Raw genomic sequence first — 13,828 nt, forward strand, 5'->3', positions numbered from 1 at the left:
GGCACCCGCCTATCCTCGCGGATGTGAGCAGCGAGCGAGTGAGTGAGATCTTCGACCCGTCGGCGTGGCGCGAGGTGCCGGGCTTCGAGTTCACCGACATCACGTACCACCGGGCGGTCGACCTGGCGGGCCAGGACATCGGCACGGTGCGGATCGCCTTCGACCGACCCGAGGTACGCAACGCGTTCCGGCCGCACACCGTTGACGAGCTGTACCGCGCGCTGGACCACGCCCGGATGACTCCCGACGTCGGCTGCGTGCTGCTCACCGGCAACGGACCGAGCGAGAAGGACGGCGGGTGGGCGTTCTGCAGCGGCGGCGACCAGCGGATCCGCGGCCGCAGCGGCTACCAGTACGCGGACGGCGAGACCGCCGACACCGTGGACGAGGCCCGGGTGAAGGCGGCCGGTGGTCGGCTGCACATCCTCGAGGTGCAGCGGCTGATCCGCACCATGCCCAAGGTCGTCATCGCCGTCGTCCCGGGCTGGGCCGCCGGTGGCGGTCACAGCCTGCACGTGATCTGCGACCTGACCATCGCCAGTCGCGAGCACGCCCGGTTCAAGCAGACGGACGCCGACGTCGGCTCGTTCGACGGCGGCTACGGCAGCGCGTACCTGGCCAAGATGGTCGGCCAGAAGAACGCCCGCGAGATCTTCTTCCTCGGCCGCAGCTACGACGCCGAGGCCATGCAGCGGATGGGTGCGGTCAACGAGGTAGCCGACCACGCCGAGCTGGAAACCGTTGCGCTGCAGTGGGCGCGCGAGATCAACGGCAAGTCGCCGACGGCGCAGCGGATGCTGAAGTTCGCGTTCAACCTGACCGACGACGGGATGGTCGGCCAGCAGGTGTTCGCGGGTGAGGCGACGCGGCTGGCGTACATGACCGACGAGGCGGCCGAGGGCCGGGACGCCTTCCTGCAGAAGCGCGATCCCGACTGGTCGCCCTTCCCCTGGTACTTCTGATCTCGAGCTTTGCCCGAGGTCAGCCGAGACGTATTGGCTCCACTTAAGACTCAGTCGGGTGGTCGGCACAAGGTACCTCATGGTACTTTGGTACCCAAGTTCGGGCCGAGGCGACCAAGAGGAGAAGTTGGCATGGCTGCCGCAACTGCGCCGATCAAGGTCGACGCCGCCACCGATGAGCTGGTGTCTCACGCTGCTCACTTCATGTCGCGCTCGAAGAAGGACATCGTCGATTCCGCCGTACGCGAGTACATCGACGCCCACCGCGCGGAGATCAACGTGGGCATCAAGGCCGCTCTCGGGCAGCTCGACGGCACCGATGGTGCGGCCGTCTCGAAGATGACCGGCCTGAGCGCCGAGGAACTTGAAGGCCTCGGCGGTCTGCCGAAGTAGACCCGCTCTGCATGGCACCTGCCCGTCGGACCTGACCCTTAGATTCACCGGATGGCCTCAGACCCGATTCATGTGCGCCCGACAAGGCGGAGTCTTGACGACCTCGGATCCAAGCTGCCGGATCTCGGTCATCCCCTGGACGAGATCGACGATCCGATCGTCATCAGCGCCCAGACGGTTCCTGAGCAGCGGGATGCGGGGGGCGTGGAGCGAGTCGTTGCTCTGACCGATCGCGTTTGGTTCAAGGTCAAGACGGGCGACCACCGAGCAACCGTGACTGAGCTGCGCTCCGGGGAACGCCCCGAGTGGGCTCCTGCGAGTCGCGGTGGCTGGTGGATCGGAGCCGCAGGTCGCCGGCAGGCTGACAGCCGACACCGGGACTTCTATGCCTGCCCTCAGAGGGAGTGCACCACGGGCAAGGCGATCTCGACTGATCACCTGCTCCCCCATGAGTGGGACTGGAAGCGTCTCGCGGCGGAACAGGCAGTTGCATGGCGGCGCGAGCTGAGGCGGATGGTCATCGGACTGATCGCGTCGTCGCTCAAGACGGGGCATCTCGCCGTCGCCGAATTCCGAAAGCACCGGCTGAAGGCGCTCGTTCGCGCGGAGAACGGCCACGAGGCGTACCTAGCGATCATCGCGGAGGGTGTGCCTGACCCCGACGTCTTTGCGTTACTTCTCGACTGCGTCCCGGGCATCGCCCCGGCCGACTGGCAGCCAGAGCCTTCCGCTCTGGCGGAGATGACCCCAGAGGCGGGCGAGATCATCTGGTCAACTCTGTTCCCGTCCGACGTAGCGAGCGCGATCCTCGAACTCGGCGAGGAGTGAGATGGCCATTCGCGAAGGCGCAGGGTCCGAGGGCCAACAAGCACCGGACCCTTCGTACGTTCCCCTGGCATCTCGACAAGGCGGCGGACCAGTGCATGTGACGGTGAGCCTGCTGGCGGACGACCTCGGCTCGGCGCAGGCCGTGGCCGACATGCGGTGGCAGGAGTGGGGGCATCCACCCGAGCCGACGGACCCAGCCTGGTGGCTCGAGACGACGATCCGCGAGGCCGGCCGTGAGCGACTTCCGGTGACGTTCGTCGCCCACGACGGGGACGAGGTGCTGGGCGCCGTCGGGCTGGACACCTACGACCTGGACGAGCGCCACGACACCACCCCGTGGGTCACCGGCATGATCGTGCGCCGCGATCGGCGGGGCGAAGGGATCGGGCGGGCCTTGATGCGGCACCTGGAGCGTTGGGCCGCCGAGCGCGGGATCGCCGAAGCCTGGGTCGGCACGGACCTCGCGCTCGAGTTCTACCAGCACTGCGGATGGACGCTTCAGGAGACCTTCACGACCAGCGACGGGCAGGAGATGAGCGTGCTGCACAAGCCGCTGCACCTCGGCTCCTACCCCGGCGAGGCTCGTTGAGGCACAGTGGACGGGTGCATGACGACGCCAGCAGCCGACCCTGCACCCACGTCCCGGCCGATGCCCTGCGCCCCGGCGACCCGACTCCGGGGATGAGCCGTCAGGTCGGGCTGGACGTCGAAGGGATGTGGAGCGGCACGGTGGACACCGCGCCCGGCGCGGTGTCCGGCTGGCACCACCACGGCGCGCACGAGACCACGCTGTACGTCGTCCAGGGCAGCATGCGGTTGGAGTCCGGGCTGGGCGGTGCACACACGGTCGAGGGGCAGGCGGGGGACTTCCTGCACGTGCCCGCGTACGCCGTGCACCGCGAGTCGAACCCGGGCGACAAGCCGAGCCTGGCCGTCGTGGTGCGCTGCGGGACCGGAGCGCCGACGGTGAACGTCGACGGGCCGGCCACCTAGGCTGGCCGAGTGCCCCGCAAGATCGCTGCCATCGACCTGTCTGCACTACCGCTGGACGACGCGACGCAGCTGCTACGCGCCGCACTGGACGGCTCCGGCGATGCCCTGCTGCCGACCGCGGGCGACGCCGCCGCCGAGCGGGCCCGCCACGAGCTCGCAGCCGGCACTGCGCTGCTCGACGGCGAGGACGATCCGGACGACCCGACCGCGTTGGTCATCGCGACGTCCGGCTCGACCGGACCACCCAAAGGTGCCCTGCTGCAGGCGTCCGCGCTGCGCGCGTCAGCCCGCGCCACCCACGACCGCCTCGGCGGCCCGGGCAGCTGGCTGCTGGCCCTGCCCACCCAGCACGTGGCGGGCGTCCAGGTGCTGCTGCGCTCGGTGCACGCCGGCACGGTACCGGCGGTGCTGGACCTGCGGGATGGTTTCGACCTCGACGCTTTCGCCTCTGCCGCAACCGATCTGGCCGACCGCACCGGCCGCACGTACACGGCGCTGGTGCCCACCCAGCTGGTCCGGATGCTGGCCGACGGCGGCCGCGCTCTGCGCGCCCTGACGGCGTTCGACGCGGTCCTGCTCGGCGGCGCCGCCGCCACGCCCGCACTGCTGGACGGCGCCCGGGCGGCCGGCGTCACGGTGGTGACCACCTACGGGATGAGCGAGACCTGCGGCGGGTGCGTCTACGACGGCCTTCCGCTGGACGGCGTGCAGGTGAAGGTCGACGACCGCATCCGGCTGGGCGGCCCGGTCGTGGCCCTCGGTTACCGGTTGGCCCCCGGCGCGCCACAGTTCGAGCAGTCCGGCGGGACACGCTGGTTCAGCACGAGCGACCTCGGCGAGCTGCTCGGCGAACGGCTCACCGTGCTCGGCCGCGCGGACGACGTACTGGTCACCGGCGGCGTCAAGGTCTCACCGCAGGCCGTCGAGGCGGTCCTCGCGGAGCTGCTCGGCGTCAACGAGTGCCTGGTCGTCGGCGTGCCGGACGCCGAATGGGGCCAGCGGCTCGTCGTCCTCGTCGTCGCCGAGCCCGTCCCCAGCCTGGAAGCGTTGCGGCACAGCGTGTCCACCCGACTCGGCGCGGCTGCGGCGCCTCGCGAAGTCGTCCAGGTCGAGTCTCTGCCGACGACCGCGCTGGGCAAACCGGACAGGCGCGCGGCCACCCGGCTCGCAGAGGCCGCTTTGTCCCGTTGACCGCGACCCGGCCGCGGAGGACCGTCGGATCCGCAGGGCCGACCGAGGAGGACGACATGGCGGGCTTCATCCAGATCATCGAGTTCCGCAGCTCACGGTGGGACGAGCTCCAGGCACTGGCGCAGGAGTTCGAGGACAGCCGCACCGCAGCCGGGGCCTCGGGCTCCAGCCCGACGAAGATCCACGTGGTGGCCGACCGGGACGATCCGGGCCGCTTCCTCAACATCGTGGAGTTCGAGTCCTACGAGGCGGCGATGGAGAACTCGCAACGACCCGAGACCGGTGACTTCGCCTCGAAGATGGCCGCCCTGTGCGACGGCCCGCCGACCTTCCACAACCTCGACGTCCGCTACGAGGCACAGATCGACTGACTCACGACGAGCTCGACCGCTCGACCGCTCGACCGGAGCCCACCTTCCGACCACGGGAGGCGGCACGAGAGGATTCCGGGCGTGGCAACCCGAGCTCAGTGGATCGAAGGCGCACGCCCGCGCACCCTGCCGGCGGCGGTCGCACCGGTCGTCGCCGGCACCGGCGTCGCCGCCGACCTGGACGCTGTCATGCCCTGGCGGGCACTGCTCGCGCTGGTCGTGGCGCTCGCCTTGCAGGTGGCGGTGAACTACGCCAACGACTACTCCGATGGGATCCGCGGCACTGATGACGAGCGGGTCGGCCCCTTGCGGCTCACCGGCTCGGGGGTCGCCGCACCGGCGAGCGTCAAGCGCGCCGCGTTCATCGCGTTCGGGGTGGCCGCGGTGGCCGGCCTTGCCCTGGTCCTGGTGTCTCGCTCGTGGTGGCTGCTCCCGGTCGGCGCGGCCGCCGTGCTGGCCGCCTGGTTCTACACCGGCGGCTCGCACCCGTACGGCTACCTCGGCCTCGGCGAGGCGTTCGTCTTCGTCTTCTTCGGCCTGATCGCCGTCCTGGGCACGACCTGGACGCAGGCCGGCGCGCTGTCCTGGACGGCGCTCGCGGTGGCCGTCGCCGTCGGCTGCCTCGCCTGTGCGCTGCTGGTCGCGAACAACCTGCGGGACATCCCGACCGACCGGGTCGCCGGGAAGCGGACGCTGGCCGTGCGGCTGGGCGACCGCGGTGCCCGCGCGCTGTACCTGACGTTGGTGACGGTGCCCTACCTGCTGGTCGTCGCGCTTGCCTGGCACCAGCCGTGGGTGCTGGTGACGCTGGCGTCAGCGGTGCTCTTGCTGCCCGCCGTCCGGGCCGTCGTCGGTGGTGGGGTCGGCCGGCAGCTCATCCCCGCCCTGCGCGACACCGGGCGCGCCGAGCTCGCCTTCGGCGTTCTGATCGCGCTGGCCCTCGCCTTCGGCTGAGCCGATGGCCGCGCCCTCGGCCTCGGCGTCCTCCGCATCCTCGGCCTCGGCGTCCTCGGCCTCGGCGTCCTCGGCATCGGCGTCCGGGTCAGCGGACCCGGCGGCACGGCTCGCCATCCGGTCGGCGAGCTGCTGGGTCATCGCCAGCCGCGGCCCCTTCAGCACGAAGTACGACAGCGGCACCGAGATCACCAGTGCGAGCACGATCAGCCAGAACCCGCGAGCGCCCACCAACCAGAGCACGATCAGCACGGCGAACAGCAGCATGAAGCGCAGCAGGGTGTAGCGAGCGAAGGTCACCCGGGTCAGCCTACGGAGGTCGAACCGGACGGCGCCGCGGCGGCTGGCTCGGGGTCGACCACCGGGGGCAGCGTGCGCCCCTCCCAGTTCGTGGCCAGGACGACGGTCGTGCGGGTCCGCGAGATGCCGCGCACCTTGCGCAGCTTGGCCACCACCGACTCCAGCCCGGCGACGTCCGCCGCACGGACCTTGACCACGAAGTTCTCGTCACCGGCGACGTACCAGCAGTCCTCGACCTCGACGATGTCGCGAAGCTGGTCGACGACGTCGCCGTCCACGTCGTCGCCTTCGTAGAGATCGACCAGAGCACTGACCGAGAGGCCGAACGCTGGCGCGCTGACCACCGCCTGGTAGCCGATGATCACGCCCTGCTCCTCGAGCCGGCGTACCCGCTCCTGCACGCTCGGCCCGGACATCCCGACCAGCCGGCCCAGCTCGGCCCAGCTAGCCCGGCCGTTCGCGCGCAAAGCGCCGACCAGCTGACGATCCACGCCGTCCATCTCGTGCCTCCATCCCATGCGGTCGCGCACTTTCGATGCCAATGATGCCAGATCACCTTGGATTTGGTCTGTCTCACAGCAAATCCTTGTTATGATCATCCGCAGATGGCTACACCTGCCATCACATCACAGGGTCAGCCGACCCCAGCCCGAGAAGGACATCATGGTTACCCCGGAGTACGCCCGCGCCTACATCAACGAGCTCACCAGCTTCGCTCAGCCCAGCACCACGGACGAGCGTCGGATGAACCTCGGACGCCTGCTTCGCAGGCTCTCGCGCTGACGGCGAACTGTCAGGCCGGGTCAGCACCGGCCGATAGGGACCATGTGAGTCTGGAACCCGGGCAGTCCGGTTCGGACGGCGCGGCCAGGGGCACCAACGAGATGCTCGAGCCGGTCGTCCCGTTGCTGCTGTCCGCGGTCGGCGTCGTCTCGTGCGCCACGGTCGGCGCTGGCCCGCTGACCATGCTGCTGACGCTCATCCCTGCGGTGCTGGGCCTCGCCGGCCTACTCGGCTGGCGCGGCGACACGGCCCTGCTCGTCCGGGCCTGCATGCTGGCCGGCACCGCGTACACGCTGCCCCTGGTCGACCACGCACTTGTCCCGCACGTCCTGCAGTGGTGGTACGCCATCGTCGCGGTCTACCCGCTGCTGCTGGTGGCGTTGGGCACGACGATGGCCTTCACGCTGGCCGGGGCGGTGCTCAGCCAGTACCTCGTCGGCACCGCCACCACCGGGGTCACGTTGACCGGCTGGGCGCTGCGCTGCCTGCTGCTGGCCGGCATCGGCGTCCTCGTGGCCCGTGCGGGCACCGAGTACCGGTCCGCCCGGGACGACGCCCGCCGCCGTCAGGTCGCAGCCGAGGCCGCCGAGCGCGAGCTGCACCACGCCACGACGCACGACGCGCTGACCGGTATGCCGAACCGCACGTCGCTGGACCTGTTCCTGGACGTCGCGCTGCACGCCCGCACCGACGAGCCGGACCACGAGGTGGCATTGCTGCTGCTCGACATGGACCGGTTCAAGAACGTCAACGAGACCCTCGGCCACCTGGCCGGTGACCGGCTGCTCCGCGAGGTCGGCGACCGCCTGATCAACACCCTGGACGACGACCAGCGCGCCGCCCGGCTCGGCGGCGACGAGTTCGCCGTGGTGCTGACCCGCGCCACCCCCGCGCAGGCCCAGCTGGCGGCCGAGCGGCTGGTGGAGCTCTTCGACCAGCCGGTGGAGGTCGGCGGCGCGCCCTACCGGATCGGGGTCTCCGTCGGTGTCGCCACGACCGGCAACGGGATCGAGGAGCGCAGCGACCTGCTTCGCTGCGCCGACGCCGCCATGTACGCCGCCAAGCGCGGCGGGCGCGGGCGGGCCGTCGCGTTCGACTCGGCCATGAGCGAGGACGTCGCCGCCAACCTCGCGGTCGAGCAGCAGCTGCGTGAGGCCATCGCGCTGGGCGCCGACCTCGGCCCGAGCCGCAGAGCCGACGCCATCACCGCCGTCTTCCAGCCCGTCGTGAGCCTCGCCACCGGCCGCGCGATCGGCGCCGAGGCGCTGGCCCGCTGGGAGCTGGGCGGCCGGTTCGTCACCCCGCTGCGCTTCGTGCCGCTGGCGGAGGAGCTCGGCCTCGGTCGCGAGCTGGCCGTGGTGATCGCCCGCCAGTCCATGCAGGCACTGTCCGCCTGGCACCGCGACGGCTACACCGAGATCGGCAGCATCGCGATCAACATCAGCGCCGCCGACCTGCTCTCCCCCGGGCTGCCGGACGAGCTTGCCGGCATCGTCAGTGGCGCCGGCCTGTCGCCGGGCGCGCTGACCCTGGAGATCACCGAACGCGACGTCGTCGGCGACGTGGAGCGCACCCGCGAGACCATGCAGGAGCTGCGGCACAAGGGAATCACGGTCGCGGTGGACGACTTCGGCACTGGATTCTCGTCGCTGGCCTACCTGGCGCGGCTACCGCTGCAGGTGCTCAAGATCGACCGCGAGTTCGTGGCCAACCTGCACGACGACGACACCATCGCGCGCACCGTGGTCGGCCTGGCCGGGTCGTTCGGCATGGAGTGCATCGCGGAGGGCATCGAGACCGAGCAGCAGCTGCTGGCGCTTTCCGAGCTCGGCGTGCACGCCGGGCAGGGCTGGCACCTGGGTCGACCGACCAGCGCGGCGGACTTCGTGGAGTCCCTGCGAGCCCTGACCCGCACCGGCTAGCCGAGCTCCAACTCGTAGGTCATCAGCAGCACCCCGGCCATCGGCTCCCAGTCCCGCTCCGGCCGACGGACGAAGCCCATCGACTCGTACAGCCCCACCGCCGGCGTCATCATCGAGCGGGTGGACAGCACCAGCCGCCGGGCGCCTGCGGCCCTCGCCCGCGCAACGCACTCCTCGACGAGCACCCGCCCCAGGCCGAGGCCACGCGCTGCAGGGTCGACCGCCAGCATCCGGAACTCCGCCTCGCCCTCGCGCGCGACGTCCGCGTAGGCCGACCCGGCCCGGACGAAGGACACGGTGCCCAGGACCTGCCCCGCCTCGTCGTCCCACGCCACCAGCAGCTCGCTGTGCTGGGCCCGGTCAGCCGCCTTGCGCAACGTGTCCTGATAGTCCGAGCCTTGTGGGATCAGGCCGTCCGCCAGGTACGCGCGCGCCGTGAGGTCGCCGATCACGTCGTACTCCTGCGGGCTCGCAGCCCGGACCATCACGCTCATGCAGTCAGTCTGCCAGTCGCCTCGCTCGATCTGCTGCGCGCAAAGATGACCGCTCCCGGGACCTGCTCGTCTGGCCCGATGACCAGTTCGGCCTCAATCGCGAACCCCGCGTCGCGAAGCCAACCCCTGACCTTGCTCGGCGGACGATGGTGACTGTCAACGTTGATTGAACGACCCGTGTAACCCTGCGACGTATGTCGTGTCTCGTCACCGACGTGAAAGCCCACCATCAAGAGACCCTCTGGCCGCAACACTCGACGGAACTCGTCGAACACGCCGGGGACGGCGTGATCGGGCACGTGGATCACGGACCAGAACGCGAGTATGCCGACCACCGAGTCGTCCGCCAGGTCGAGGTCAGTCATCGTCCCGACCTCGAAGCGTAGCTCTGGATAGTCACGCCGCGCGATGGCGATCATCTCGGGCGAAAGGTCTATGCCGAACACGTCCACTCCGGCGTCGTGGAGGTAGCCGGTGATGTACCCCGGTCCGCAGCCCACATCGGCGACTGGCCCACCTCCGGCACCGTGCACCAACTCGGCGAACAACGCCAGGCTCGCCCGGAGGTAAGGCCTGCCACTGAGCAGTCCACGCACCTTCTCGGCGTACCCGCTGGCGTCGGTGTCGTACGACGAGCGGGTATCGGAGAGCCAGGCATCAGCCACGGGTGACACGGTAACCCGATCTGGCAACGCCATTGCCCCGCAGCCGCTCGCCGACGCCCGACCGGGTTCCCCGTATCGTGGTTTGCGGTCCCTCGGGGACCCCATGAAGGAGTCCGGATTGACAGAGAGCCACAACGTTGAGATCGCTCACCAACTCTCAGAGCGTGAGGAGGCCGAGGGTCCTAAGCATCGCTGGGAACGCATCGCTGAGGTCCTGGAGGTTCTCGCGCTCGCGGTTGCCGCGATCGCCACAGCATGGAGCGGTTTCCAGGCATCAGGGTGGGACGGCCGTCAGGCCCTGCTCTATGGAGAATCCACGTCGCAACGGTTCGAGGCCAGCGCCGCCTCGACGACTGGCGGCCAGGAGCTCGTTGCGGACTCGGCGATGTTCACTGGCTGGCTGCAGGCCCGCGCGTTGCACAATCCGCAGCTGGCAACGACTTTCGAGCGTCGGTTCACTCCCGACTATCACGCTGCCTTCAACGAGTGGCTGCAGACCGACCCGTTGAACGATCCGTCAGCGCCACCCGGCCCCGCCTACATGCCGGGGTATCAGAACCCGAACCTTGCGAAGGCCGACACGCTCAATGCCGAGGCCGCACAGTCCTTCGTTGACGGCACCGAAGCCGGCCACCACGCCGACGACTACGTGCGGCTCACTGTCCTCTTCGCGTTGGTGCTGTTCCTGATTGCCGCAGGTCAGCGGTTCCGCCAACGTCCAGTCCGGCTCGGCGCGAACGGTCTCGCCGTGGCGCTGCTTGTCTTTGCCATGGCGTATCTCGTCACGCTTCCCCGGCAGTAGGCCGAAAGGCCGTCAAGGGGACGGATGCCTCGATCGCAGCACGGCCACCTCGGGATACTTCTCGGGCGGTCCGTAGCCATGCTCGACCAGCCAGCGGACGTTACTCAGGCATCGCAACGACCACCAGGCTCGGATGAGTTCGAGGTCCACGTCGGTGCCGTAGCCGGCTATGACGTCGCCGAGATGCTCCGGGTGTCCGAGCGTGAGGGTGGCGAGGTCGAACAATGCGTCACCCCGGGCTCCCTCGGACCAGTCGACGACGCCGGTGACCTGGTCACCGGCGACGAAGACGTGGTCCACCTGCAGGTCGCCGTGAACAAAGACCGGTGTCCACGGCCGGAGTGCCGTCTCAGCGAGTCGACGGTTGCGTGTGACCACCTCGGCGGGAAGAACGTCGTTGGCGATGAGCCATTCGCACTCACGGGCGAGGTGCGAACCGAGCTCGTCGAGGTCCCGACCGGGCCATGGCGGCAGCGGCGCGTCGTGCAGCGCCCGGACTGCGGCGCCGGCCGCGGCCCACGCCGCCGAGGATGCGGTAGACGGCTCGCCGAGGTGGCCGAGTGCCGTCCCCGGAAGAGCGGCCAGCGCGAGCACGGGCGGGTTCCGCCACAGGATCTCCGGGGTCGGGATCGGCGCCACCGCCATCACCTCGACCTCGATATCGGTGCGGGCCTGATCGGCGTCGATCTTCAGGAACACATCGCCGACACGCAGGGTCGCGCGCTGGCTATGAGCGACGACCACCTCGACCTCCACGCCGGCCATGATCGCGGGCGTGGACGACCGATGTCACCCCATTTTGCGATGCGCAGCTGCGCGCCCTGCGGTCCCGTCGATTCAGCTCGCAGCAGGCGTGTCGTAGAGCAGACGTCTCACGGCCGCCCGCGACGCCAGCAGAGCGATGACGAGCAACGTCACGGGTATGAATCCGCCCAGACTGACCGAACCACGGAACACGATGTCGATCAGCCAGAGCACGACGAGCTTGCTCCCGGCCGCCACCACCCAGAGCAGGACGGCAGTCGTCGTCTTGGCCAGCTTCGTAGTTGCCTTGCGAAATCGAGCGAGAACGACGCCCTTGAGGACGAGAACCAGCTCCAACGTCACCTTGAGAAGGGCAGCGGTCAGCAACGAGAGGGTGAAGGACTCGCTGATGACTGCCGGCACGTACTGAACGGCGAGGTTCAGGACGACCACGTAGACGAACAGATCGATGACGTCCGCCGGATGTGCGACGACCCAGGCTCGCAGGCGTCCCCGCCGTGACCGGGCAGCGGCATCAAACTCGGGTTGTCCGGTCACGGGCTGCATCCTGCCGGACAAGGCGCCCTCAGCGTGCTGGGCGTCGGGCAGCCGCGGCCGAGGACCGGACTGCCGTGGTGCTGTTTCGGGTGACGAGCTCGGTCGGGAGGACGAGGTGTCGGGCACGGCCGGCAGGGCGGGTCTTGGCACGGGTGATGGCCAGCATGAGCGCGGTGGCCGCTGCTCGGCCCTTCGCGTCTACGTCTTGGCGCACGGTCGTGAGCGCCGGGCTGATTCGTCGGCTGATCGGGTTGTCGTCGAAGCCGACGACCGACACGTCGTCCGGGACCTGCAGTCCGGCGTCCTGGATCGCGCGGATGACGCCTCGGGCGATGGCGTCGGAAAAGCACAGGATGGCGGTTGGTCGTTCGTCGTTCGCGAGGAGGGTCTCGGCGGCGCCGTAACCGATGGCGTCGGGGTTCTCGTGGGGCAGGCGCACGACGGTTGGCGTGATGCCGGCGACGTCAAGCGCATCCAACCAGCCGAGCAGACGCTGCCGTTCGGTGTGCGCGGTGTCGGCCGCGAGCGGGTCCGTCAGGAGTCCGAAGTCGCCCGCGAAGCCGGTGGTCACGATCGCTACCTGTCGATGCCCCAGGTCGATGACGTGCTCGGCGGCGGCGCGCGCGCCGAGCCGGTCGTCGACGTTGATGCTGGTGATGCCCGGCGCGGGGGCCTGATCCACGAACACCAATGGGAGCCGCCGCCGCATCAGCCAGCTGACGGCAGAGGAGTCCGGGTTGCAGGAGTACACGATCGCCCCGTCGATGGCGACGTCCCGGGCCGGCACGATGTCACCTTCGGGTGCCGCCGACAGCAAGGTCAGTGACAACCCTGTCGCCGCGAGCTCATCGCTGATTCCAGCGAGGAAGGCCATCGCGACCTCATCGGTCAGGGAGTACGTCAGAGTCTCGGACAACAGCACACCCACCGTGCCCGCGGTCCCACTGGCCAGCGCCCGCGCGGTGGGGTCGGGCCCGCCGTAGCCGAGTTCCTCCGCGACCGCCAGAATCCGATCTCGAAGCTTGGCGGACAGCTGATCAGGCCGGGAGAACGCGTTGGAAACCGTCATCCGGCTCACGCCGACGTGCTCGGCGATCGTCTGCAGCGTGACTCGTCCCATGTCCGGTGACTCAGCCTGCCTCCCCGCGTGCAGCCGAACGCGCCGTGGTGTGCCGTACCGGCCCGGACGGGGTGATGACGTCGGCCAGGTGGCGCAGTCCGCCTGCGACTGCCTTCCGGGTGCGCGGAAGTACCGGGACCCTACCAACGTGGGGGACGACGGGGGCGCTGGGTAGCGCGCTGAGCGCCTCGTCGTCGTCCGCTCGGCGAGTCAGGAACATTGCGGTCATCATCGGGTCCATCTCGAGCTCCTACAGTTCGTCCAGTGATCTGTACCGGTACAGTAATCGACTTTTCTGTACCGGTCAAGATGATATTCAGATCGGACCGATTTCTGTGCGCCCCAGGGTGATGGGTCCGCTGTCGGCGGGTTCGCGCGGCAGGGGTTCAGTCGCCGCTCGCCGAGTCGCCGGAGCTGAAGAAGGTAGCCAGGCTGCCCGCGACTGCGGTGACGACGAAGATCGCCCACAGCTCCAGGGCGACGTCGATGATCTTGCCGGCTCCAGTCACCGGGTTCGGCAACGAGGAGGAGACGGTCAAAAGCTGCACAGCGGTGAAGAAGGCGGCGTCACCCACGCCGTGGATGGCACCACCCTTCGCTCCGCTCTCGGTGATCCGGACCAGCAAAGTGCCGATCAGGAAGACAGCCAGTGACGCGCCGCCGGCAAGGAGCAGTCGCGCCATCAGCCGACGATGGCGCTCCTCATAGCGGAACAGCCGCGACAGTTCCTCTCGAATCATGCCCGCAC

17 protein-coding genes and 1 pseudogene are annotated in these 13,828 nt (G+C 69.4%); 10 read left to right on the top strand and 8 right to left on the bottom strand.

The features are described from left to right. Positions 1 to 23 precede the first annotated feature (23 nt). The 8 genes from ACPPVT_RS20265 to ACPPVT_RS20300 all read left to right on the top strand — a co-directional run bounded on the left by ACPPVT_RS20265 (position 24) and on the right by ACPPVT_RS20300 (position 5,692). Positions 24 to 962 carry a 1,4-dihydroxy-2-naphthoyl-CoA synthase gene (locus tag ACPPVT_RS20265; protein WP_426563471.1) on the top strand — a complete coding sequence of 313 codons (939 nt, stop codon included), beginning with the start codon at positions 24 to 26 and terminating at the stop codon, positions 960 to 962. A gap of 132 nt (positions 963 to 1,094) precedes the next feature. Continuing rightward, positions 1,095 to 1,355 (top strand): hypothetical protein, encoded by a 261-nt coding sequence (locus ACPPVT_RS20270; RefSeq protein ID WP_426563473.1) that lies wholly within the window; start codon positions 1,095 to 1,097, stop codon positions 1,353 to 1,355. Between the two features lie 51 nt (positions 1,356 to 1,406). After that, positions 1,407 to 2,183: a hypothetical protein gene (locus tag ACPPVT_RS20275; RefSeq protein WP_426563475.1), complete on the top strand. Its 777-nt coding sequence runs from the start codon at positions 1,407 to 1,409 to the stop codon at positions 2,181 to 2,183. 103 nt (positions 2,184 to 2,286) lie between these two features. Continuing rightward, entirely contained in the window at positions 2,287 to 2,772 is a 486-nt protein-coding gene (locus ACPPVT_RS20280) for a GNAT family N-acetyltransferase (RefSeq protein WP_426563477.1), read from the top strand. Positions 2,773 to 2,786: 14 nt separating this feature from the next. After that, positions 2,787 to 3,176: a cupin domain-containing protein gene (locus ACPPVT_RS20285; RefSeq protein WP_426563479.1), complete on the top strand. Its 390-nt coding sequence runs from the start codon at positions 2,787 to 2,789 to the stop codon at positions 3,174 to 3,176. 9 nt (positions 3,177 to 3,185) lie between these two features. Then, positions 3,186 to 4,367 (top strand): o-succinylbenzoate--CoA ligase, encoded by a 1,182-nt coding sequence (menE, locus tag ACPPVT_RS20290; protein ID WP_426563481.1) that lies wholly within the window; start codon positions 3,186 to 3,188, stop codon positions 4,365 to 4,367. Between the two features lie 56 nt (positions 4,368 to 4,423). Further along, complete coding sequence (locus ACPPVT_RS20295) at positions 4,424 to 4,738, top strand: putative quinol monooxygenase (RefSeq protein ID WP_426563482.1); 315 nt, start codon at positions 4,424 to 4,426, stop codon at positions 4,736 to 4,738. 81 nt (positions 4,739 to 4,819) lie between these two features. After that, the gene (locus ACPPVT_RS20300) at positions 4,820 to 5,692 is read left to right on the top strand and encodes a 1,4-dihydroxy-2-naphthoate polyprenyltransferase (RefSeq protein WP_426563484.1); all 873 of its coding nucleotides are present in this window, start codon (positions 4,820 to 4,822) and stop codon (positions 5,690 to 5,692) included. Between the two features lie 165 nt (positions 5,693 to 5,857). Here the strand turns inward: ACPPVT_RS20300 and ACPPVT_RS20305 are convergent. Continuing rightward, positions 5,858 to 5,959, bottom strand: a pseudogene (locus ACPPVT_RS20305) (DUF4229 domain-containing protein); the annotation flags it as partial. A 38-nt stretch (positions 5,960 to 5,997) separates the two neighbouring features. Then, positions 5,998 to 6,492 carry an Lrp/AsnC family transcriptional regulator gene (locus ACPPVT_RS20310; RefSeq protein WP_426563486.1) on the bottom strand — a complete coding sequence of 165 codons (495 nt, stop codon included), beginning with the start codon at positions 6,490 to 6,492 and terminating at the stop codon, positions 5,998 to 6,000. 327 nt (positions 6,493 to 6,819) lie between these two features. Between ACPPVT_RS20310 and ACPPVT_RS20315 the strand changes: the two genes are divergently transcribed. Beyond that, entirely contained in the window at positions 6,820 to 8,697 is a 1,878-nt protein-coding gene (locus ACPPVT_RS20315) for a putative bifunctional diguanylate cyclase/phosphodiesterase (protein ID WP_426563488.1), read from the top strand. Here ACPPVT_RS20315 and ACPPVT_RS20320 read toward each other — a convergent pair. Further along, positions 8,694 to 9,191, bottom strand: coding sequence for a GNAT family N-acetyltransferase (locus tag ACPPVT_RS20320; protein ID WP_426563490.1), 498 nt, complete (start codon positions 9,189 to 9,191; stop codon positions 8,694 to 8,696). The two genes, ACPPVT_RS20315 and ACPPVT_RS20320, sit on opposite strands and share 4 nt — an antisense overlap. Beyond that, entirely contained in the window at positions 9,188 to 9,889 is a 702-nt protein-coding gene (locus ACPPVT_RS20325) for a class I SAM-dependent methyltransferase (RefSeq protein WP_426563492.1), read from the bottom strand. Before ACPPVT_RS20325 ends, ACPPVT_RS20320 begins: the two co-directional genes overlap by 4 nt. 70 nt (positions 9,890 to 9,959) lie before the next feature. On the opposite strand from ACPPVT_RS20325, the gene ACPPVT_RS20330 reads away from it, so the two are divergent. Next, complete coding sequence (locus tag ACPPVT_RS20330) at positions 9,960 to 10,658, top strand: hypothetical protein (protein ID WP_426563494.1); 699 nt, start codon at positions 9,960 to 9,962, stop codon at positions 10,656 to 10,658. 12 nt (positions 10,659 to 10,670) lie between these two features. Here ACPPVT_RS20330 and ACPPVT_RS20335 read toward each other — a convergent pair whose 3' ends face one another. From ACPPVT_RS20335 to ACPPVT_RS20350, 4 genes are all read right to left on the bottom strand, one after another. Further along, complete coding sequence (locus tag ACPPVT_RS20335) at positions 10,671 to 11,414, bottom strand: phosphotransferase family protein (protein WP_426563496.1); 744 nt, start codon at positions 11,412 to 11,414, stop codon at positions 10,671 to 10,673. A gap of 81 nt (positions 11,415 to 11,495) precedes the next feature. After that, complete coding sequence (locus ACPPVT_RS20340; protein WP_426563498.1) at positions 11,496 to 11,960, bottom strand: hypothetical protein; 465 nt, start codon at positions 11,958 to 11,960, stop codon at positions 11,496 to 11,498. A gap of 28 nt (positions 11,961 to 11,988) precedes the next feature. Next, complete coding sequence (locus tag ACPPVT_RS20345; RefSeq protein WP_426563499.1) at positions 11,989 to 13,080, bottom strand: LacI family DNA-binding transcriptional regulator; 1,092 nt, start codon at positions 13,078 to 13,080, stop codon at positions 11,989 to 11,991. A 386-nt stretch (positions 13,081 to 13,466) separates the two neighbouring features. Continuing rightward, entirely contained in the window at positions 13,467 to 13,820 is a 354-nt protein-coding gene (locus tag ACPPVT_RS20350) for a hypothetical protein (RefSeq protein WP_426563501.1), read from the bottom strand. Positions 13,821 to 13,828 lie beyond the last annotated feature (8 nt).

The sequence above is a fragment of the Angustibacter sp. McL0619 genome (genome assembly GCF_049994355.1).
GTDB lineage: Bacteria > Actinomycetota > Actinomycetes > Actinomycetales > Angustibacteraceae > Angustibacter.